This is a genomic window from Caballeronia sp. SEWSISQ10-4 2, assembly GCF_030464885.1.
Taxonomy (GTDB): domain Bacteria; phylum Pseudomonadota; class Gammaproteobacteria; order Burkholderiales; family Burkholderiaceae; genus Caballeronia.
Genome location: NZ_JALPRJ010000034.1, coordinates 25,381 through 46,157, shown reverse-complemented (window position 1 = coordinate 46,157; position 20,777 = coordinate 25,381). Strand labels below are relative to the sequence as shown.

The following is a 20,777-nucleotide window of genomic DNA, read 5'->3' as shown; positions in this document are numbered from 1 at the left end:
GCGAGGGGTTTGGGCCTGAGATAGGCGCCTGCATGCTGGCCGAACGGACGGGATTGAAGGGGGTTCCGCTGTTATGACCGCTGTTATGACAAGACCCATCGCCGCTTGAACGGCGATGGGTCTATGGCCTGCGCCCTTGGTGCAATCACTCCATCCGACCGGTTCGCGCCATCTCCATCAGGCGTGCGACGCGCTCTTCGGTGGCGGGGTGCGTCGAAAAGAGCTTGGAGATTCCGCCGCCCGCCAGCGGGTTCATGATCATCATCTGCGCGGTGGCCGGATGTTGCTCGGCGGTCGGAAACGGCACGCCCGCTGCATAGGCGTGAATTTTCTCGAGGGCGCTGGCGAGCGCCTGCGGATCGCCCGAAATCTGCGCCCCGCCACGATCGGCTTCGAATTCGCGCGCGCGCGATATTGCCATCTGGATCAGCGCACCGGCAAGCGGTGCAAGCATCGCCACTGCAATGCTCGCGATCGGGTTCGACCGCCGCCCGTCTGAATCGCGTCCGCCAAAGAACATCGCGAAGTTCGCGAGCGCCGAGATCGCGCCGGCCATGGTCGCCGATATTGTCGAAATCAAAATGTCGCGATGCTTCACGTGCGCGAGCTCATGCGCCATCACGCCGCGCAATTCGCGCTCGGACAGCACCCGCAGAATGCCGGTAGTGGCCGCAACCGCCGCGTGCTCCGGATTACGGCCGGTGGCGAACGCGTTCGGCGCGGCTTCGTCGATGAGATAAACCTTCGGCATTGGCAACTGCGCGCGCGTAGCAAGCTCGCGAACCATGCGGTAGAACTGCGGCGCGCTGGCTTCGTCGACTTCCTGTGCGTTGTACATCTTCAGCACGAGCTTGTCGGAGAACCAGTACGAGAAGAAATTCATCGCGAGGGCGACGATCAGCGCAAGCGCCATACCCTTGCTGCCGCCGATCATTCCGCCGATCACGACAAAAAGGGCCGTGATCGCAGCCATCAGCATCGCGGTTTTGACCCAATTGAACATGTCTTGAACTCCTCACCCAATATCAATGCGCGTTAAGCGCGAGCGGCCGAAACGGCCTTTTTGCCTGACCGAACAGTTCGGCCATAGATTGTAAGCAAAATGTTAGATAAGGGCATCCCGGAAAAATTCAATCACCTTTGCGAAGTCGCCAGCTTGATGCCCAATCCGACGAATGCACTACCTACGACCCTGTCCAGCCATAGCTTTACGCTCGGCTTGCCAGAGAAGCGTTGCGTCACGCTGCCCGCAATCCAGGCAACTATCGCGTTCCAGAAAGTGCTGACGAGCACGAACACAAACCCGAGCGCGAGGAACGCCAACGTCTTGTGCGCGCTGTCGGCAGCGACGAACTGCGGAATGAAAGAGACGAAAAACAGTACTACTTTCGGGTTCAGCACGTTCGTAACAAAGCCTTGCGCGAAGAGTTGCTGGAGCGATTTCGGCGCGGCGCGAACACGGGTTTCTTCGGCTTGGTTGTCACGCTCTTTCGCAGCTGCGGGCTTTGCGAAGATCAGTCGCACGCCCAGATAGATCAGATAAATCGCGCCGGCAAACTTGACGATGGTGAACGCAGTCGCCGACGCAGCCAGCAACGCCGTGAGCCCGAACGCACAAGCGAGCGTATGCACGATGCACCCAAGCGCAATGCCCAGCGCCGACACCACACCCGCGCCACGTCCTTGCGCGACGCTCCGGCCAACGATGTACGCCGTATCTGGCCCGGGCGTGACGCTTAGCAACATGACGGCGACGACAAACAGCGTGAAACCGGTGATTCCAAGCATCGCGGGACCTTTGGTGAATTGTGTTCTTGGCTGGCTTTAGCCGCTGCGGCTACGGCGCGGGTGCATTCGCGCGGTCACCGTTTCAGGCTCCCGGCGCGACTTCCCGAAGTTCGAATCGTTGCCCTTTAACAATAGGCGATCCGGCAAGAAATTCGCGCACGGAGAGACGTTTGCCACCGGGTTTTTGCAACTGCGTGAGACGCAAGCCGCCCTGAGCACACGCAACCACGACACCCTCCGCGCCGCTTTCCACGATCACGCCAGCCTCGGCATCACTCGTCAATTCCACCGGCTCGGCCGCCCAGATCTTTACGACAACACCGTCGAGCGTGCCGAACGCGCCGGGAAACGGATCGAAGGCGCGAATCTGGCGCGCGAGCATGCTCGCCGGACGACGCCAGTCGAGCGCCGCTTCGTGCTTGGCGATCTTCTGCGCGTAGGTCGCGCCGTCTTGCGGCTGCGGCGTGGCGGGCAAGGCGCCGTCGCGCTCGAGATCGCGCAATGCTTCGACGATCAGCTCAGCGCCCAGTTGCGCCATGCGCTCATGCAGCGTGGCGGTGGTGTCTGTCGGGCTAATTGCTATGCGGCCCTCGCGGATCATGGCGCCGGTGTCGAGTCCTGCGTCCATCTGCATGAGCGTGATGCCCGTCTCGGCGTCGCCGGCTTCGAGCGCACGATGGATTGGCGCAGCGCCACGCCAGCGCGGTAGCAGCGAGCCGTGAATGTTAATGGCGCCAAGCGGCGCGATATCGAGCACTTCCTGCGGCAGGATCAGCCCGTACGCCGCAACCACCATGACATCGTGCGGCGTGGCCTTCAAACGCTCGATAGCGGCGACCGCTTCCTCGGGATACTTGCCATTGCGCCTGAGCGAGGTCGGCTGCGCCACCGGCAAGCCATGTTCAACGGCAAAGCGCTTGACCGGGCTCGCGGCCAGTTTCATCCCGCGCCCGGCCGGACGGTCCGGCTGCGTCAGCACGAGCGGCACGTGAAAACCCGCCGCGTGAATGGCGGCCAACGCGGCGGCGGCGAATTCAGGCGTTCCAGCAAACACGACACGCAGCGATTGAGTCATCGATCGGGCAACCTGCAAATTCCAGCATCAATCTTCGTGAATCGACGCGTTACAGCGCCTTTTCGAGCTTTTTCATCTTGCCGCGAATCCGCGTTTGCTTGAGCGGCGACAGGTATTCGACAAACACGTGCCCCATCAGGTGATCCATCTCGTGCTGGATGCACACGGCGAGCAACTCGTCGCAGTCGATTTCGAACGTCTCGCCTTTCTCGTTGAGCGCCCGCACGCGAACCTTTTCCGGCCGCTCGACGAAGTCGTAGATGCCCGGCACCGACAAGCAGCCTTCCTCGTGATCCTTCTTCTCGTCGCTCGCCCAGATGATCTCCGGGTTGATGAACGCCTGAAGCTGGTTGTGCGTGTCCGAGGTGTCGATCACGATCACGCGTTCATGCACATCCACCTGGGTCGCGGCAAGGCCGACGCCGGGTGCCGCGTACATGGTTTCAGCCATGTCGGCGACCAGTTTGCGAATCCGGTCATTGACGACTTCTACGGGCTTCGCGACCTTGTGCAGCCGCTTGTCCGGGTACTTGAGTATGTTGAGCAGAGCCATGATTCAGAGTATCGACGCACGCCGCAGCGCGCGATAGTCGGCCATTCGGCCAGGTTGTAAAAGAGTGCCGGTATCGAGAAGATGATTGGGCTGAAACGCGTCGGTTCAACGCCGCGTCAGTGCTGCTCGTGGAGCGGCAACGCGTTGCCCGAACGGCCGGAAACATGACCGCTCGGCAATCCTTTCGTATTTCGGGATATGAAAATTTTAACATGACGCCTTTCCAGATGCCGACAGCCGACACCACGCCCCATCTGGGCGAAACCGGTGCGTAAGACATTTCAGCCTGGTTGCGACTGGCGAATGCGAGCGGTTTGCCGCCCATCGCGCTACGTGCGTTGCTGGCCGAGTTCGGTGGTCCGCAGGCGGTGCTGAACCAGCCGTTTAACGCGCTGGCGGCGATCGCCGGTGAGAAAGCCGCGCTTGCCGTGCTCGGCTGCCCGCCGCGCTCGGAACTCGGTTCCTTCGAAGAATGCCTTGCGCGCACGCTTGAATGGGCGTCGGTGGCGGGCAACACAATCGTCACGCTCGCGAATTCAGCGTATCCGCCAGCGCTTCTGACCATGCCCGATCCACCGCCGCTGCTATATGTAAAGGGGCGGCTGGACCTGCTCCAAGTGCGGGCGGTCGCGATTGTCGGCAGCCGGAGCGCCACGCCGCGAGATATCGAAGATGCCCGGCGCTTCGCCCAGGCGCTGTCGGATGCGGGCTTGACGGTGGTGTCGGGGCTTGCGCTCGGTATCGATGGCGCCGCGCATCGGGGCGGGCTTGGGCGCGGATCTCGTCTATCCGTCGCTGCACCACGCGCTCGCACATGAAATTGCGACAAACGGCACGATCGTGTCCGAATGGCCGCTCGGCACACCGGCCCGGTCAGCCAATTTCCCGCAGCGCAACCGGTTGATCGCGGCACTCGTGAGTGGCGTGCTGATCGTCGAAGCAGCCATGCGCTCGGGTTCGCTGCTCGGGCACTGATTACTGCCCGGCTCGCCAACGGAATGGGGCGCGATGGGACGCGATAGGGCGCGATGTATTCGCCATTCCGGGATCGATCCACGCGCTGCTGTCGCGCGAGTGTCATCGGATGATCAAGCAGGGGGCGAAGCTCGTGGAAACGCCCGAGGATATTCTCGAGGAGTTCGGTTTAGCGGTCCCGAGCGGAGTGGCGGAGGCTCCCGCGTCGAAACCACGAAGGCGAGGAAAAGCACGTCCAGCGGCGGCGGCCGGCGCCGACCCGGCCACCAGCGAATTCGCGCTGGAACTTCAGAGCGCATCAGGGTCAGGGTCAGGATCCGCGTCCGCCTCGCGCGGCAAGCCGGCCAGTGCATCATGGGCGTCGGCATCGATAAAACCTGCCAACCCCGAAGCCGAACACCTGCTCGATGCACTCGGACACTCGCCCGCGACGCTTGAAATTCTTGCCGAACGGACCGAAATGAATGGAGCGACGTTACAAAGCCTGCTGCTGCAACTCGAATTGACGGGGCGAATCGGCGCGTTGCCGGGAGGACGTTTTGCCCGGCTTGAACGCTGATTTTTCGACGTCATGCTACATTCGCGACAAAATCCGCTGCTTGCAAGGCCAGACAAATCACTTACGAAGAGGACCGCAAGGAACCATGCCCGCGCTGAATCTCGACACCGACGCCGATCAGATTGCCGAGCGTCTGGCCAGCGCCGGCACGCTGCTCGTCGCCTGCCTGTGTGCCGAATGGTGCGGGACGTGCCGCGATTATCGCGAAGGTTTCGACCTGCTCGCAGACGCTCATCCGGAGGTCTGCTTTGCGTGGATCGACATCGAAAACCAGGCGGATCGCTTCGACGATCTCGATGTGGAAAATTTTCCAACCATCTTGATAGAGGACGCCGTGACCACCCGTTTTTTTGGAACGGTGTTGCCACAAACGTCCATCGTTGCGCGGATGTTGACGGACTTCAGCGCGTTGCCGGGGGTCGTCGGCGCGCCGAAGATACGACCCGCGCTGGTCGCCGCTTAAATCGAATCCGACCGGCAGGACCAAGCTGCGCGGCGAACCTGCGCAGTTAAGTGCGTTCGCAAGCTGAAACGGCTTTCACGCTCGCATCACAAAGCGCTCACATTCACCGTTCGGCATCCCGCGTTTCATCAAATGCCAGACCGCGCGCCGCACGCCATATGCTATAAAGCGGACGTTAACGGGTCCGAACCGTGGTGGCGCGAGCCGCCCGAACCCGGCCTCATGCCAGTCCCTAACTAGAATCGAGTCATGTCCAAAGCCCTGATCATCGCTGAAAAGCCTTCTGTCGCGAACGACATCGCGCGCGCTTTGGGCGGCTTCACCAAGCATGACGAGTATTACGAAAGCGAAGACTACGTGCTGTCGTCGGCTGTCGGCCACTTGCTCGAAATCGCTGCGCCCGAAGAATACGAGGTCAAGCGCGGCAAGTGGAGTTTCGCCAATTTGCCCGTCATTCCGCCGCATTTCGACCTGAATCCGATCGCGAAAAGCGAATCGCGATTGAAAGTGCTGACCAAGCTGCTCAAGCGCAAGGACGTCGATCGTCTGATCAACGCCTGTGACGCGGGGCGCGAAGGCGAGCTGATTTTTCGCCTGATCGCGCAACACGCAAAAGCCAAACAACCGGTGCAACGCCTCTGGCTCCAGTCGATGACTGCCGGTTCCATCCGCGACGGTTTCGCGAATCTGCGCAGCGACGCCGACATGCAGCCGCTCGCCGATGCCGCGCGCTGCCGCTCCGAAGCCGACTGGCTCGTGGGCATCAACGGCACGCGTGCGATGACCGCGTTCAACAGCAAGGGCGGCGGTTTCTTCCTGACCACTGTTGGCCGCGTTCAGACTCCAACGTTGTCTATCGTCGTGGAACGCGAGGAAAAGATCCGTCGTTTCGTGCCGCGCGATTATTGGGAAGTGCGTGCGGAATTTATCGCGGCAAAGGGAATTTACGAAGGCCGTTGGTTCGACCCGAAATTCAAGCGCGTCGAAGGCGATCCCGAGCAACGCGATTCGCGGCTCTGGAGTCTGCCGGCGGCCGAAACGGTCGTTGCTGCCTGTCGCGGCAAGACCGGTACGGTCACGGAAGAAGCGAAGCCGTCCACGCAAATGTCACCGCTGTTGTTCGACTTGACGAGCCTGCAGCGCGAGGCCAACGGCCGTTTTGGTTTTTCGGCCAAGAACACGCTCGGCCTGGCTCAGGCGCTGTATGAAAAACACAAGGTGCTCACGTACCCGCGGACCGACGCCCGCGCGTTGCCCGAGGATTACATCCCCACGGTGAAAGACACGCTCGCGATGCTCAAGGAGAGCAACAACTATCTGCCGCACGCGAAGCAGGTCCTGGACAAGGGCTGGGTAAAGCCGAACAAGCGCATCTTCGACAACTCGAAGATCAGCGATCACTTCGCCATCATCCCGACCCTGCAGGCGCCGAAAGCGTTGTCCGAGCCCGAGCAGAAGCTGTACGACCTCGTCGTGAAGCGCTTCCTCGCGGTGTTTTTCCCGGCGGCCGAATTCCTGGTCACCACGCGGATCACCGAAGTCGCCGGCCATCATTTCAAGACCGAAGGCAAGGTGCTGGTCGAACCGGGCTGGATGCAGGTCTACGGCAAGGAAGTGAGCGGTGAAGACGCCAATCTCGTGCAGGTTCAGAAGGACGAGAAGGTCGATGTGGAAAAGGTCGCGGCGCACGGTCTCGTAACGAAACCGCCGGCACGCTACAACGAAGCATCATTGCTCTCGGCAATGGAAGGCGCGGGCAAGCTGATCGAAGACGAGGAATTGCGCGAGGCGATGGCCGCGAAGGGCCTGGGTACGCCGGCTACGCGCGCGGCGGTGATCGAAGGGCTGCTGGGCGAAAAGTATATGGTGCGCGAAGGCCGCGAGCTGATTCCGACGGCGAAGGCGTTCCAGTTGATGACCTTGCTGCGCGGTCTGGGCGTCGAGGAATTGACGGCGCCGGAACTGACTGGCGAATGGGAACACAAGCTGTCGCAGATGGAACGCGGCAAGCTCCCGCGCGACGAGTTCATGCAGGAAATCGCGCGCATGACGCAGACCATCGTCAAGCGCGCGAAGGAATACGACTCCGACACCATTCCCGGCGATTATTCGACGCTCGAAACGCCGTGTCCGAATTGCGGCAGTCAGGTGAAGGAGAATTATCGGCGGTTCGCTTGTACGAAATGTGAGTTCTCGATCTCGAAGATTCCAGGCGGACGGCAGTTCGAAATTCCCGAAGTCGAGCAGTTGATCAAGGACAAGACAATCGGGCCGCTGTCGGGTTTCCGCAGCAAGATGGGCCGGCCGTTTTCCGCGATCCTGAAGCTTTCCTTCGACGACGAAATCAAGAACTTCAAGCTGGAATTCGACTTCGGTCAGGATTCGGGCGGTGAAGACGGAGAACCGCCGGACTTCTCGGAGCAGACGCCGGTTGGTGCGTGTCCGAAATGTCAGTCGCGTGTGTACGAGCACGGCATGAGTTATGTCTGCGAGAACTCGGTGGCGAACCCGAAGACCTGCGATTTCCGTTCGGGCAAGGTGATCTTGCAGCAGGAAATGTCGCGCGAGCAGATGTCGAAGTTGCTCGAAGAAGGGCGGACGGATCTGCTGACTGGCTTCAAGTCATCGCGCACGGGCCGGAACTTCAAGGCGTTTCTCGTGAAGCAGTCGGACGGCAAGATCGGCTTCGAATTCGAGAAGAAAGAGCCGAAGCCGGGTGCGAAGCCGGCCGCTAAGCGCGGTGCGGTAGCGGCGCCTGAAGTGGAAGACGACGGTGACGGCGACGTGGCCGTGGCGGCGAAGAAAACGACGGTGAAGCCCGCGGCTAAGAAAGCGCCTGCGAAGAAGGTGGCGGCCAAGAAAGCGCCGGCTCGGAAAGCGGGCTAGGTTTTCTAGTCGTTCCGACCGTTAAAAAAGCCGCTCATATCGAGCGGCTTTTTTTCGGTCATCGCGTTCAACTGCGCGCAGCGGATGCGGCACCACGGCGGCCGCCATCAGAACGGCGAAGGCACGACCAGGGTCGAACGCGTCCGTGACTTCGCCGGCTTGCCGCCGAGCTTGTTGTCATCGGCTGGAGGCGCTTCGAATCGTGAACCGCCCTCCGCCTCCGCATAGGCCGCGTGCGCGACGAGCGGCTCGGAGTCGTGTCCAATGATAGCTGGCAGTCCCGGCTTGACGAAACCGTCCTTCACCCACTGCTCGCCAAGCTGGTGATTCGGCGTCTGGCTGAAATGTTCGACAAGGTGGTCGATGAACGTGCGCACCTTCGCCGGCAAATGCCGCCGGCTCGGATAGGCAACGTTGATCTCGACCTGCGGCAACTGGTAATCGCTCAGCAGTCGCACCAGTTTGCCGCGCGTGGTGTCGTTGCCAATCAGATAGCTCGGCAGGATCGCGATGCCCATGCCGAGCAGCGCGAACTGGCGAAGCATTTCGGTATTGTTCGCGACGATCACGTTCGTCGGCCGCACGCGCACTTCGCCGTCGGGACCCGTGAACACGCGTTCGTCGCCGAAATATTCCGACGGCAAGCTCAGCGACGGATGTTCGGCCAGATCCTCCGGCCGCGTCGGCACGCCATGCTTCTCGAGATACCCGGGCGTGGCGCACACAGTCAGGCAACCGGTCGTGAGGCGCCGCGTAACAATGCTCGCGCTGCGCATCTGGCGCGCGATCACAATGCCCACGTCAAAACCCTCTTCCACCAGATCGACTTGGCGATCGACCAGCGTAACGTCGGGAATGACTTTCGGATAACGTTCCGTGTACGTCTGCAGCACGGGCGCGAGATTGTGTAGGCCAAACACCACGGGTGCGACAATTCGTAGCGATCCAACCGGCTCGTGGTTACGTGCAACCACCATTTGTTCGACGTCCTCGAGCTCATCGAGGATCTGCCGGGCGCGTTCCAGATACACCTGACCCGACTCGGTCAACGACAAACTACGCGTGGTCCGGTTAAGCAAACGGGTGCCGAGGCGCCCTTCCAGGTCGGCGATATGACGTGTCGCCACTGCATTCGAGATATCCATTGCGCCGGCTGCGCGGGCAAAACTGCCGAGATCGGCCACTCGGACGAACACTTTCATCGACTGCAAATGATCCATGAGACAACTCCTGCTGCTAGACGCCTCTTAAAATTCGAGAAGCAATTCGGAATTATCCTAGGACTCGCGTTTTCGTGCAGAAGTTGCCAGAAAAGTGACATTTTTCGACGAAAGTTTTCTGCTTTGCCGATCGGTAAGGTAGAAGGTGCCGCATTGTTGCTGATATCGGAACGATGTGAATATTAATGGATGGTCGTCTTAATTCTGAAAAGCTGGCTGACGCAATTTTGGCGCAGTACAGCGGGAAATGCATAAGGGCCGCTAATGCGGCCCTTATTTAATCGATTATGTCGACTTCCGTCATTAATCAGACTTAATAAAAAATTAAGCCGTCAGCCGTTTTTCGATTTCGGCTTTCGTCTCGGCAAGCTCCGTGGGCAGTCCTTGCGCGAGTTTGGTGAACAACTCATCGTGTAATTCGAGTTCTTCGCGCCATGCCGAGTCCTGCACGGAAATGACACGTTCGAACTGCTCGCGGGTGAAATCGAGCGCGCCCCAGTCGATGTCCTCAAAGCGCGGCGAGAGCCCGAACGCGTGTTCCTCGCCCTGCGCCGTGCCTTCAATACGCCCGATCATCCAGCTCAGCACGCGCATGTTGTCGCCGAAACCCGGCCACACGAACTTGCCGTCCGTGCCCTTGCGGAACCAGTTCACGCAGAAGAATTTCGGCAGCTTGGCGTCAAGTCGCTCCAGCCGCTCGCCTACTTTTAGCCAGTGGCCGAAATAGTCGCTCATGTTGTAGCCGCAGAACGGCAGCATCGCGAACGGGTCGCGCCTGACCACGCCTTGCTGGCCGGACGCGGCCGCTGTGGTCTCCGAGCCCATCGTCGCGGCCATGTAGACGCCCTCGTTCCAGTTGCGCGCCTCGGTCACGAGCGGCACGGTGTCCGAACGGCGGCCGCCAAAAATGAATGCATCGATCGCCACGCCCGCGGGATTTTCCCAATCGGCATCGATAGACGGACATTGCGCGGCCGGCGCCGTGAAACGCGCGTTCGGATGCGCCGCCTTTTTACCGGAGTCGGGCGTCCAGTCATTGCCCTGCCAGTCGATCAAATGTGCCGGCGGCCTGTCCGTCATGCCTTCCCACCAGACATCGCCGTCGTCGGTGAGCGCCACGTTCGTGAAGATCACGTTCTCTTTGAGCGTCGCCATGGCGTTGAAGTTGGTCTTCTCGCTCGTGCCCGGCGCCACGCCGAAATAGCCCGCTTCCGGGTTGATCGCGTAGAGCCGGCCGTCGCGGCCCGGCTTGATCCAGGCGATGTCGTCGCCGATCGTGGAAACCTTCCAGCCCGACATATCCTGCGGCGGGATCAGCATGGCGAAGTTGGTCTTGCCGCACGCCGACGGAAACGCCGCTGCGACGTGATATTTGCGCCCTTCCGGCGACGTCACGCCGAGAATCAGCATGTGTTCGGCGAGCCAGCCTTCGTCGCGTCCCATGGTCGATGCAATCCGCAGCGCGAAACATTTCTTGCCGAGCAGCGCGTTGCCGCCATAGCCCGAACCGAAACTCCAGATCTCGCGGCTTTCGGGGAAATGGACGATGTACTTCGTATCGTTGCACGGCCAAGCCATATCCTTCTGCCCCGCCTGCAAAGGCGCGCCAACCGAATGCACGCACGGCACGAACTCGCCGCCTGCGCCCAGCACGTCGTACACGGCGCGGCCCATGCGCGTCATGATGCGCATATTGGTCACCACATACGGACTATCGGTCAGTTCCACGCCGATATGCGCGATCGGCGAACCGAGCGGCCCCATCGAAAACGGGACGACGAACATCGTGCGGCCGCGCATGCAGCCGTCAAAAAGACCGTTCAGCGTGAGACGCATTTCCTTCGGGTCGATCCAGTTGTTCGTCGGACCGGCTTGCTCCGGGCGCGCCGAGCAGATGAACGTGCGATCTTCCACACGCGCGACGTCGGACGGGTCCGAGCAAGCGAGATAGGAATTCGGCCGTTTGGCGGGGTTCAGGCGTTTGAGCGTGCCGGCATCGACCATCTGCTGTGACAAGCGGTCGTATTCCTCCTCCGATCCGTCACACCATTCGATCCGGTCCGGTTTCGTCAGCGCGGCGACTCGCTCCACCCAGTCGATGAGTTTTTGATTCTTCACATACGCCGGCACATCGCTGTCGTCGGCCGCCACGTTTTGATCTACTACTGCGGGCTGGTTCATCGAGCACACTCCGTTCTTAGATGAGAAAACGGTTTGCAACCCGCCGGCGCTGCTCGCGAGAGGCGCATTTCGGTCGCCAGATGATTGACTGCACGGACTCACTCACGTGGCAGACGGCGACACAAAAACAAGGCATGCGTCGGGAGTTGACTAGTCTCGTGGCGACTGCCGTCTGAATCGCGGCTTGCGTCGGCACGGAACAAACTGTTAAAAAGAGATAGGGTTGTCTCCGTCGTTGCCGGTTTTCCGGCGCTAGCGACGCGTGAATGGCTAAACTGCCGCATTCCGCATTCGATATTCTTTCCATTACGTATCCGGCGACCGGTAAATTCGTCGGATACACCAGCAGCTTAACGCGAGGCGATGCCCTTATTTCGGCGAATTTGTACGTAATTACCCGAACTTAGCACGTCGATCCCTGTCCATCTTCGAATTTCTGCAGCACGTTTGATGCCTATCAAAAGCCAATCCATGCCAATCAAAATTGCCATCCTGGACGACTATCAAGACGCCGTTCGCAAGCTCGATTGCTTCAGCCTTCTCGCCGATCACGAGGTGAAAGTATTCAATAACACGGTGCGCGGGCTCGGACAGTTGGCTAGCAGACTCTCGGAAGTCGAAGCCCTGGTTTTGATCCGCGAGCGCACCCGGATCAGCTCCCAACTGCTCGATAAACTGCCCCGGCTGCGCATGATCAGCCAAACCGGCAAGGCGGGCGGCCATATAGAACTCGAGGCCTGCACCGAACGCGGAATTGCCGTGCTCGAAGGCACCGGTTCGCCGATCGCGCCGGCCGAGCTGACCTGGGCGCTGATCATGGCCGCGCAACGCCGGATTCCGCAGTACGTCGCGAACCTGAAGCAAGGTGCGTGGCAGCAATCGGGTCTGAAAACCTCCGCGTTGCCGCCGAATTTTGGCTTGGGCCAGGTGCTACGCGGCCAGACGCTCGGGATCTGGGGCTACGGGAAAATCGGCCAGTTGCTCGCCGGTTACGGCAAGGCGTTCGGCATGAAAGTGCTGATCTGGGGACGGGAGCATTCGCAGGCCGCCGCGCGGGCGGACGGTCTGGATGTCGCAGAAAGCCGCGAGGCGCTGTTCGAACGCAGCGATGTGCTGTCACTGCATCTGCGGCTCAACGACGACACGCGGGGTATCGTCACGGCGGCCGACCTGATGCGCATGAAGCCGACCGCGTTGTTTGTGAACACGAGCCGCGCCGAGTTGCTCGAGGAAAATGCGCTGCTCAATGCGCTGCATCACAACCGGCCGGGGATGGTTGCCATCGACGTGTTCGAAAGCGAGCCGATCCTGCAAGGTTATAGCTTGCTGCGCATGGAAAACGTCATTTGCACGCCGCACATCGGGTATGTGGAGCGCGAAAGCTACGAGCTCTATTTCACGGCGGCGTTCAAGAACATCCTCGCCTTCGATGCGGGCGACACGTCGAGCGTCGCCAATCCGGAAGCGCTGGTGGGCGGACGGCGGCGGTAGTCAGAGGGTGGAAATATCGGTGGACGGCTCGCATCGGACGGGGAAGTTCACCGAGTTCGCGATGAAGCAGAACTTATGCGCTTCCTCGTGCAAACGCTCGGCCAGCTTCACGTCGCCACCCGCGCCGATGCTCACTTGCGGGCGCAGGAGGACATCGGTGAAACGGCCGCTTCCTTGCGCCGATTCCTCCATCGTGCCGACGGGGTCGTCCACATAACCCGTCACCACAATGCCGTTGACGGCGCACAGGTGCAGGTACCAGAGCATGTGGCAGGACGAAAGCGACGCGACGAACAATTCCTCCGGATTGTGGCGCGTGGCGTCACCGCGGAACGCCGGATCGCTCGATGCTTCGATGGCGGGTTTGTTCGCTGCCCGCACCAGATGGTCGCGGGAGTAGGCATCGTAGCGCGAGGTGCCGGAACCCTGGTCGCCCGTCCAGACGACTTGCAGCGTGTATTTGTGATGTTTGGTCATCGGTCCAAGATTCCCCTTTTAGAGATGCGCGGCGGCGCTGAGCAGATCGGGCAAGCGCGTCAGGAATTGCTCGCCGTCCGTTCGGCCCAGGTCGTACGCGGGCCGCATCTGCGACGGACTGGTGTAATCCCACGCTGAGATCGGCACCTTGCGCGACGGCTGCACATACACGCGGCGCTGGTCGCGGTTCGGACCGTGCTCCACGACAAACATCTGCGGCCGCGGATACATGCGCGTCACCATCACGAGCACCAGTCCCGGCGATGCATCCAGTGCGCCGACCGGCACATTGTCGACCATTCCGCCGTCCAGCACGGGCCGGCCGTGTCGGCGCATGACTGGCGTAAACGGCGGCGTGCAGGACGATTGCAGGATCAGATCGGCGAGATCTTCGACGGTCGCACACTCTTGCGCCTTCACGAATTCCGGATGGAAACCGAGCGCCTGACCCAGCGTGGGATGCAGCTTCTTGCGCACATACTTTTCGATGTTATAGGCGATCAGCCCCGCCGCCACCGCGCTGCGTGCGCCGAGCCAACGCGGCAAATGCGATACACCGATTCGAATTTCCGGCGCGTTTTGCAGCGTCGCAAACTCGGCTCCGTAGATATCGAGCAAAGCCTGACGGTAGATCCGATAGTGCGGAAACACCGATTCGCCGCGCAACAAATTGCCCCAGTACGCGTTCTTCGGGTTGTCGCGCAGCACGTGCGCGTAGTAGTCCATCACCCATTCGGAGCGGTTCATGTACAGCATGCAGGCGGTGGCCGCACCGGCCGAGATGCTGGTGATCACACGCGGGCGCAGCTTGAGTTCCGGTTGGACGACGTCCCAGAAACCGGCTTGCCACCAGCAGCGGTTGCCGCCGCCGGCGAATACGACTTGATCGAACATGTTGAGTTGTTTTATGTGAGGAGCATGACCGTGGTGGTCGCGTGCGCGGCGAGCGCACCGGCTTCGTCGTGGAGTTCGATTTCGCCGAAGATCAGGTTGCGGCCACGGCGCAGGATGGAAGCGGTCACGAGGACATCGCCGGCTTTCACCGGGCGTAGAAAGCTTGTCGTGAGCGAGACGGTGGTCATCGGCTGGAAACCGCCGAGCGCGTGCGAAATGGCGACGATCATGGCCGTGTCCGCGGCGGCCATGAAAACCTGGCCGCAGATCACGCCGCCCGCGTGGCGGAGTTTGTCCGTGTGAGGGAGGCGCAGGGTGACGCTGGTATCGGTGGAGCTTTGCGGTGCCAGGCCCAAGTCGCGGATCCACGGCGCGAACGTGGTGTCGAGCAAAGCGCGGATGGCGGATTCGTCCATGGGTTGATGACTTTTCGACGTGATTTATTGACGTTAAAGCACGGCCGTTCGCCGTGTGAGCGTCATGATAACGGCTACCGGCTTGGCCTTGCGCACCGTTTTTTTAGGATCGCCGATGCGCGGTTTCCCCATGTGCCGCGCGGCTTTCACGCATCATCGAAACGGTATTTTAGGGTTTTCTGTCGCGGACGGTTGCATGATCCGCGAAAACGTCGCTATAATTCGGATTCAGTTTTTCCGGGGCGTTAGCTCAGCTGGTAGAGCAGCGGACTCTTAATCCGTAGGTCGACAGTTCGAATCTGTCACGCCCCACCATAGATATCAAGCACTTAGCCCGGTCATTGCGACCGGGCTTTTTGCTTTCTGAGATCCGTGTGGGCGCCATGTTGGTTTCCCCGCGTAGTTGCGTCCCGTGTAGGAATGGTAGCTGTCTGCCCGTTAACTCACATTTTGTTCGACACGGGTGTTCCATACGTTGTTTCGCAAGCGAGCAAGGCTCGGATACGAGATTCAGCCGCGCCCTTCTAATTTGGGCGGCGCTTGGAGACTGCTGCTCCTTGAGGGCGGCACGGAAGTAGGAGGGGGTGTCCCCGCCGATGCCCATGCAGATCCGCAGTCCGGCATGGACTGGCGAAACATCGGGATGTAGCGCGAGTGTCACGTGTGCTAAACGCGGCGTACTGCTGAGCGGCTTTCGTTGACGACGCCCCAAGTTCAACGCTTGGTGGCACGACTGCGCGAGGCCGGCAAGAAGTGCGACGCTCGTTGTAGTCTTGGAACCGGCGGCTAGTGTCCCAACGTTGCACCCAATCCGAGTTCGTCGGCGATCTTATTCAGTCGCTTGTCGCGCGTCCAGATGGTTACGCCGGGCTGCAACCGCGTGGATGCCAGTAGCGCGGTATCGACGTATCCAATTCCGCGATTGAATAGTTGCTCGCCCTCGATGAGATAAAAAATCTCTTCGGGCGTGGCGATAGGGGCGCCCGGAAGGTCACGTAGCGCGCCAAGGACGACTTCGCGGTTGCGCAAGCTGCCGAGAGAGATTTCCCCAATGACGTAGGGGTGGGCGAGCACGCGTTCTTCTGTCAGCAAGCTCACCAGCATTGAATCGGACGCGTTGATGTGGTCGATCCATATTGATGTGTCGACCAGAATCATTCGATATCCTGCTGACGACGCGGCGCACCCTGAATTCCCGGTTGGCTGCCGCCAAGGTTCGCCAGTCGGCGCGCGGCCTCGCGCTGGATAAGGGCTTTGAGAGCTTCACGAACCAGCGCCGTTTTTTCGTCCAAACCGGTATACGCTTGAGCCTTGGCGATCAATTCGTCGTCCAACGCAATGGTGGTACGCATAAACGCCTCCGCAGTAAGGCTTTTATTATAGCATCATTTGATGCATAAATCTGTGCCCAAGGCCTGCCAGGATCTCGCCGCCGACCTGTTGTGGCGCCCTCAAGAATGCTTGAAGGCGGACCGTCGTGACGTGATGCGCGTGCTACGTGCGTTCGACGTTGAGTTGCGGGCGACGCTGCGGGAGCTCGCCAATCACGGTGGCCGCGTCGGCGGCTCTCCGTGTGCCCACTAGCTATCGCAAGTGGATCTCCCGCGTCGGGGAAATGCGCCATACCTGCGGTGACCACTGTCCTGAGCGGCGACAGCCGCGCCATTCACTTCGACTCGCATGCGACTGTCCCGTTCTGCGCCTCAGTGCTGGTTGATTTGGCCGCTTCCGCAGCCTTCTTTGCCCAGAGCGCACGCAGTTACTCAGATGCCGCAGTATTCCCGACATCCGCCCCACCGTGGGGAGGTGTATCGATGATTGCGCTCACTAGCCCCAGCACCCCCCTCTTTTCGCGAGGCTTCAGTTCGCGATATCCGGCGAGAAGCCTCTCCTCATCGCGATCAAGCGCAAGGGTTGCTGGATCGGAAGTGCGCCCGGTCAGCAGATACAGGACATCGACGCCGACCTCCGCAATCCCGACCAGATAGCTGGCATCCGGATATCTCAAGCCCTTCTCGTAATTGGACTGCGCTTGCTTTAGAACCCCACCTGCGTTGCCGAAATCTGTTTGGTTCATGCCAAGACGCCGCCGCTCCTGCCTCAACCGGAGCACAAAGTTATTCATTTGTGGACTTTCATTTTATATGAACGTTTTTGTTGATTAAAGTAAGATATAGATGATTTCGCAACAGCGACATTACGCCAGCATCGATGCACGTCTGTTACGCCCCAGCGGCCCGTTGATGAGTGGGATACCCGGTTGACGACCTACCGATGGCATTCCGTCGGTCGCGATACGCGCCCGTTTATGCCTGAACAAAGGGGTTTGCTGCCTCCCGGAAAAGGAAATGTCATGTCCGCCAACTACGAAATCCGTGGGGCCCTGCCGCTGCGCTCAAGTTTCAAGCACGCCCACGCACGGCAGCTCGCCGAAAGCCTCGCAAACCCGGCTGACGTCTATTTTGCAACTGACGACGTAACCCATTCCCTCGTAATACGCGTGCGCGGTGCGCTCTCGGAAGACGAACAGCAGTCGGTCGAAGATACGCTCGAACAGTTCTCACGCGATTGGGCCGCGGCGGGCGCGATCTTCAGCCGGCTACGCTATGGCGAGCCGTCATTCGTCACCCTCGGGCTGGAGTCACACGTCGAACTGCTCGACGAACTCACGGATCTGCACGCCCAGCTGGACGCACTGCTGGCTCGTCAGGCCTTCATCCTCGCCCAACTAGGCGCCACGAACGTTGCACCAGCAACAGAACCCACTGGTCGGTAACAAGCACCATCGCAAGCATACAAGGATGGCCGCCATGGAAAAAGGAACGTACGCCCTCTCGGGCTCGCTGCCCGTCAATGACGACCTGGAAGCTGAACAGATCGATCGGGTCCGGCGGCACCTGAGCGGCTTCGCCAGCGTTTACCTCGCGCACGACGAAACCGCACATACGGTGTCGCTGCACATCTCGGGCACGATGCTCCGGGATGATGCCCGGCTCGTCGGGCGGCGCATCGAAAAGTTCGCCGAGGAGAACTGTACCGCTGGCGCCATCCTGCTGGCCGAATGGAACGGCCTGACGGATTGGCTCGTTGTCGGGATGAACTGGCACGTACAGTGTCTTCTGAAGCTCGGCGCCGTGCAGGAACAGTTCGCAAGGCTCGTGGAACGCGATTTCGATTTCCTCGTGCGACTTGAACCGCCCAGCGAGAAGGCAGCCGGCGAGGGCCAGCCGCTGATGTGCGTCTCGATCGCGATCTGACACAGGAAACGGGCGAAACGGACGATGCGGCCGCCCCGAATCCCGGAGGCAGAATACAGTCGTGGGTTGCGGACGCAATCCTCGGCCTGATCAGTCGTCCAGTACCGTTGATCTAAGGCCTAGGTAATCGACAAAAGGATTGAAGTCCCTGTCGCTGAACAGCAGCGAAACGCCATTCTCGATGCAGTAAGTTGCGATCAGCGTATCGATGGTCTTCCGGATCGTCACGCCCTGCGCTCTCAAGGCACGGTAATTTTGCGCAGCCTGAACAGCGTTATCAGGGCCGACGAGCGACACAACGCTCAGGCCCGTCGTCATCAGTTGCCTGGCTGTGTTGAATTCGGACTCAGCCGAGAAGCCCTGCAACACTTCCGCCACGATCAGGTCACCGGTCAGCAGCGCTTCCGTGCCCAGCAAGGCGTCGAATTTGTCGGTTTCCGGCGAGGTCACGCCCCGAAAATAATCGATCCAGACGCTCGAATCGACGAGCGTCATCGATCCGTTCTCATCGCATCAAGATCGCCTTCCCAGTGAAGCTTCCCCCGGAACTGGCGGATCTGTTCCTGCTGCTTGAGTCGGATGATCGTCTTCAGGCCGAGTTCGACAGCCTCCCGCTTGGTCTTGATACCTGTCGCGGCAAGCGCTTCGGCCATCAGCCTGTCGTCGATTTCGATGTTGGTGCGCATGGCATACCTCGCAATGTGTATAGTCTCTTTAAATTATACACATCTTCATGTACCCCGCGAGAACCCGAAAACAACGAGTGGTCAGCATGGCATGGGGAGCGCCCAACCACTACCGCTCCGGCCCATCGGGAGATGGCTCCGGCTTCCGCTCGGGCCGTCGTGGTTCGCTGACCGTTCGCTGCGACGGCATGGAGCGGGCTTTTTGTACCGCGCGCTGTGCGGAATAAATGGGCCGCCGGCGGGTGCCGTAAGGGTCGCCGTCCTCAGCGGAGGTCAGCGTATTGTGCAGCTGTTGCGGACGGACAGGCCGCACTACGATCCGGATGCGGCGATTCTGACGCTCTTTGTTGCCAAGGGGCGAAGACAGGAGCCTCGCCGCCATAGCATTCCGCTGCCCGGGATGGCGGCGGCAATCGTCAGAGAGCGGCTTTGCTCAATACCGAACGACGCGGCCGACCAGCGGATATTCGGTACGACGGCGGCTGACACCGTGAGCGACGTGGTCTCGGAAATCTCTACAGCCATGGTGAAGGGCGGCGATGCGGTTGCGCTATTCGGTTGGACAGATGTCCGTCGCACGATCGAGACGCTGCTGGTTCAAGAGCTTCGTGTGTCAAAGGACCTGCGTGCGCAGATTCTCTCGCATGGTTTGGGCGGAGCGCGGGCCCGGCATTATGATCGCGCAAACTATACCTATCAGATCCGGCCGGTGCTGGCCCGTTGGGAAGCTTGGATTAAAAGGGGGCGAACGAAAACCTGCCGGCACAGGCCAGAGAACCAGGCCGCCGAAATGCGGACCGTATAAGGGGTCAATCGTCGATTTTTATCCGGTCGACGCGCATCCAATTTCGGAGTGCGGTGCGGCACTCGTGACGGATTTTGGGTAGTATTATGAGGTATTACCTTTTACTACGAGGTCGCTATGGCAACATCGATAAAGCTCGATGACGAGCTGAAAAACCGCGTCCAGCGTCTGGCTGGCGTGCGACAGCGCTCGCCGCACTGGCTCATGCGCGAGGCGATTGCGCAGTATGTCGAGCGCGAAGAGAAGCGCGAAAGTTTCCGGCAGGAGGCGCTAGCGTCGTGGCAGCATTATCAAGAAACTGGCTTGCATCTGACATTTGAAGAGGCAGATAGTTGGCTTGCGAAGCTCGAAGCTGGCGAGGAAACGGAATTGCCTAAGTGTCACGAGTAATCTGGACCGCGCCGGCGCTGGCGAGCATACAACGGCTCTACCGGTTTCTGACCCGCAAGGATGCAGACGCGGCACACCGCGCGATCAGGGCAATCCGGGCCGGCGTGAAGACTCTTGCATACCAGCCACAGATCGGCCGCCCGGTTGATGATCTTGACCCCGAATTTCGGGAATGGCTGATTGACTTCGGAGATAGTGGCTACGTCGTCATGTACCGCTTCGATGGCGAGGTAGCAGCAATTCTCGCGGTGCGTCATCAGAAAGAAGCCGGATATTAGAAAATGTTACGAGTGAACTGGCAGAGCATTCCGACGCGGTGAGAGAGGGATCGGAAATCGCTTGGCGATGGGCATCAGCGCCTGTTATGGAAGTAGGCCGCATGTCGGCTTTAACGGTCGTAGGTGAGAAATCGGCGGGCCTGCTGTTTTCGTCGTTAAGATCGGCGTCGCGTAAGAGCCTTGCTCGAATAGAAATCCAGTGCGGCCGGGGCTTCTAGCCAAGCTGAGTTGGGGACGAGAATCAATTACTGCCCGCCAACTTTTACTTCTCCAAATCTGCCCAGTCCAAGAGTTGCCCGAAGAGTTTGGTTTCTCCATTTCCGGCTGCGGGAAAATTAGTGAAATTGAGCTCAATACCCGATTTGGCATAGTTCTCGTAAATC

21 protein-coding genes, 1 tRNA gene and 2 pseudogenes are annotated in these 20,777 nt (G+C 60.2%); 10 read left to right on the top strand and 14 right to left on the bottom strand.

Annotation, left to right across the window (positions count from 1 at the left end):
• Window positions 1-145: 145 nt before the first annotated feature.
• The 4 genes from htpX to def all read right to left on the bottom strand — a co-directional run bounded on the left by htpX (window position 146) and on the right by def (window position 3,416).
• Window positions 146-1,003 carry a zinc metalloprotease HtpX gene (htpX, locus tag M0D69_RS22835; protein WP_301784169.1) on the bottom strand — a complete coding sequence of 286 codons (858 nt, stop codon included), beginning with the start codon at window positions 1,001-1,003 and terminating at the stop codon, window positions 146-148.
• 131 nt (window positions 1,004-1,134) lie between these two features.
• On the bottom strand, window positions 1,135-1,788 hold the full coding sequence (locus M0D69_RS22830) for a LysE family translocator (RefSeq protein WP_301784168.1): 654 nt from the start codon (window positions 1,786-1,788) through the stop codon (window positions 1,135-1,137).
• An 82-nt stretch (window positions 1,789-1,870) separates the two neighbouring features.
• Window positions 1,871-2,863: a methionyl-tRNA formyltransferase gene (gene fmt, locus M0D69_RS22825; protein ID WP_301784167.1), complete on the bottom strand. Its 993-nt coding sequence runs from the start codon at window positions 2,861-2,863 to the stop codon at window positions 1,871-1,873.
• Window positions 2,864-2,912: 49 nt separating this feature from the next.
• Window positions 2,913-3,416: a peptide deformylase gene (gene def / locus M0D69_RS22820; RefSeq protein WP_301784166.1), complete on the bottom strand. Its 504-nt coding sequence runs from the start codon at window positions 3,414-3,416 to the stop codon at window positions 2,913-2,915.
• Window positions 3,417-3,694: 278 nt separating this feature from the next.
• Between def and M0D69_RS22815 the strand changes: the two are divergent.
• The 3 genes and pseudogenes from M0D69_RS22815 (at window position 3,695) to M0D69_RS22805 (ending at window position 8,299) form a co-directional block, all read left to right on the top strand.
• Window positions 3,695-4,950 (top strand): annotated as a pseudogene (locus M0D69_RS22815) (DNA-processing protein DprA).
• An 85-nt stretch (window positions 4,951-5,035) separates the two neighbouring features.
• Complete coding sequence (locus M0D69_RS22810; protein WP_301784165.1) at window positions 5,036-5,413, top strand: thioredoxin family protein; 378 nt, start codon at window positions 5,036-5,038, stop codon at window positions 5,411-5,413.
• A 249-nt stretch (window positions 5,414-5,662) separates the two neighbouring features.
• Window positions 5,663-8,299, top strand: a complete 2,637-nt coding sequence (locus M0D69_RS22805) for a DNA topoisomerase III (RefSeq protein WP_301784164.1) — start codon at window positions 5,663-5,665, stop codon at window positions 8,297-8,299.
• Window positions 8,300-8,604: 305 nt separating this feature from the next.
• On the opposite strand, the pseudogene M0D69_RS22800 reads toward M0D69_RS22805, so the two are convergent.
• Window positions 8,605-9,519: pseudogene (locus M0D69_RS22800) on the bottom strand (LysR family transcriptional regulator); the annotation flags it as partial.
• A 324-nt stretch (window positions 9,520-9,843) separates the two neighbouring features.
• Window positions 9,844-11,700: a phosphoenolpyruvate carboxykinase (GTP) gene (locus M0D69_RS22795; RefSeq protein ID WP_301784162.1), complete on the bottom strand. Its 1,857-nt coding sequence runs from the start codon at window positions 11,698-11,700 to the stop codon at window positions 9,844-9,846.
• A 477-nt stretch (window positions 11,701-12,177) separates the two neighbouring features.
• On the opposite strand from M0D69_RS22795, the gene M0D69_RS22790 reads away from it, so the two are divergent.
• Window positions 12,178-13,191 carry a D-2-hydroxyacid dehydrogenase family protein gene (locus M0D69_RS22790; RefSeq protein ID WP_047895394.1) on the top strand — a complete coding sequence of 338 codons (1,014 nt, stop codon included), beginning with the start codon at window positions 12,178-12,180 and terminating at the stop codon, window positions 13,189-13,191.
• Here M0D69_RS22790 and M0D69_RS22785 read toward each other — a convergent pair whose 3' ends face one another.
• From M0D69_RS22785 to M0D69_RS22775, 3 genes are read right to left on the bottom strand one after another with little or no spacing between them, the layout of a single operon-like run.
• Window positions 13,192-13,668, bottom strand: coding sequence for an OsmC family protein (locus M0D69_RS22785; RefSeq protein WP_301784161.1), 477 nt, complete (start codon window positions 13,666-13,668; stop codon window positions 13,192-13,194).
• Window positions 13,669-13,686: 18 nt separating this feature from the next.
• On the bottom strand, window positions 13,687-14,562 hold the full coding sequence (locus M0D69_RS22780) for a patatin-like phospholipase family protein (protein ID WP_301784160.1): 876 nt from the start codon (window positions 14,560-14,562) through the stop codon (window positions 13,687-13,689).
• Between the two features lie 11 nt (window positions 14,563-14,573).
• Window positions 14,574-14,978: a PaaI family thioesterase gene (locus M0D69_RS22775; protein ID WP_301784159.1), complete on the bottom strand. Its 405-nt coding sequence runs from the start codon at window positions 14,976-14,978 to the stop codon at window positions 14,574-14,576.
• Window positions 14,979-15,217: 239 nt separating this feature from the next.
• On the opposite strand from M0D69_RS22775, the gene M0D69_RS22770 reads away from it, so the two are divergent.
• Window positions 15,218-15,293, top strand: a tRNA-Lys gene (locus M0D69_RS22770).
• A 471-nt stretch (window positions 15,294-15,764) separates the two neighbouring features.
• Here the strand turns inward: M0D69_RS22770 and M0D69_RS22765 are convergent.
• The 3 genes from M0D69_RS22765 to M0D69_RS22755 form a co-directional block, all read right to left on the bottom strand.
• Window positions 15,765-16,136 (bottom strand): type II toxin-antitoxin system VapC family toxin, encoded by a 372-nt coding sequence (locus tag M0D69_RS22765; RefSeq protein WP_301784158.1) that lies wholly within the window; start codon window positions 16,134-16,136, stop codon window positions 15,765-15,767.
• The gene (locus M0D69_RS22760; protein ID WP_301784157.1) at window positions 16,133-16,330 is read right to left on the bottom strand and encodes a type II toxin-antitoxin system VapB family antitoxin; all 198 of its coding nucleotides are present in this window, start codon (window positions 16,328-16,330) and stop codon (window positions 16,133-16,135) included. Before M0D69_RS22760 ends, M0D69_RS22765 begins: the two co-directional genes overlap by 4 nt.
• Before the next feature lie 407 nt (window positions 16,331-16,737).
• Window positions 16,738-17,055, bottom strand: coding sequence for a helix-turn-helix domain-containing protein (locus tag M0D69_RS22755; protein WP_301784156.1), 318 nt, complete (start codon window positions 17,053-17,055; stop codon window positions 16,738-16,740).
• Window positions 17,056-17,331: 276 nt separating this feature from the next.
• Here M0D69_RS22755 and M0D69_RS22750 point away from each other — a divergent pair, with 276 nt between their 5' ends.
• Together M0D69_RS22750 and M0D69_RS22745 are read left to right on the top strand one after the other, a co-directional pair.
• Window positions 17,332-17,754 carry a hypothetical protein gene (locus M0D69_RS22750; protein ID WP_301784155.1) on the top strand — a complete coding sequence of 141 codons (423 nt, stop codon included), beginning with the start codon at window positions 17,332-17,334 and terminating at the stop codon, window positions 17,752-17,754.
• Between the two features lie 25 nt (window positions 17,755-17,779).
• Window positions 17,780-18,235, top strand: coding sequence for a hypothetical protein (locus M0D69_RS22745; protein WP_301784154.1), 456 nt, complete (start codon window positions 17,780-17,782; stop codon window positions 18,233-18,235).
• Between the two features lie 90 nt (window positions 18,236-18,325).
• Here the strand turns inward: M0D69_RS22745 and M0D69_RS22740 are convergent, their stop codons facing one another.
• Window positions 18,326-18,730, bottom strand: coding sequence for a PIN domain nuclease (locus tag M0D69_RS22740; protein WP_301784153.1), 405 nt, complete (start codon window positions 18,728-18,730; stop codon window positions 18,326-18,328).
• Window positions 18,727-18,921 carry a type II toxin-antitoxin system VapB family antitoxin gene (locus M0D69_RS22735; RefSeq protein ID WP_047895290.1) on the bottom strand — a complete coding sequence of 65 codons (195 nt, stop codon included), beginning with the start codon at window positions 18,919-18,921 and terminating at the stop codon, window positions 18,727-18,729. Before M0D69_RS22735 ends, M0D69_RS22740 begins: the two co-directional genes overlap by 4 nt.
• Window positions 18,922-19,123: 202 nt before the next feature.
• On the opposite strand from M0D69_RS22735, the gene M0D69_RS22730 reads away from it, so the two are divergent.
• The 3 genes from M0D69_RS22730 to M0D69_RS22720 all read left to right on the top strand — a co-directional run bounded on the left by M0D69_RS22730 (window position 19,124) and on the right by M0D69_RS22720 (window position 20,394).
• Complete coding sequence (locus M0D69_RS22730) at window positions 19,124-19,726, top strand: hypothetical protein (RefSeq protein ID WP_301784152.1); 603 nt, start codon at window positions 19,124-19,126, stop codon at window positions 19,724-19,726.
• A 117-nt stretch (window positions 19,727-19,843) separates the two neighbouring features.
• A complete protein-coding gene (locus M0D69_RS22725; protein ID WP_122175761.1) occupies window positions 19,844-20,116 on the top strand; it encodes a CopG family ribbon-helix-helix protein in 273 nt (90 codons plus the stop codon).
• Window positions 20,104-20,394, top strand: coding sequence for a type II toxin-antitoxin system RelE/ParE family toxin (locus M0D69_RS22720; RefSeq protein WP_301784151.1), 291 nt, complete (start codon window positions 20,104-20,106; stop codon window positions 20,392-20,394). The genes M0D69_RS22725 and M0D69_RS22720 overlap by 13 nt, the downstream gene beginning before the upstream one ends.
• Window positions 20,395-20,777: the final 383 nt, after the last annotated feature.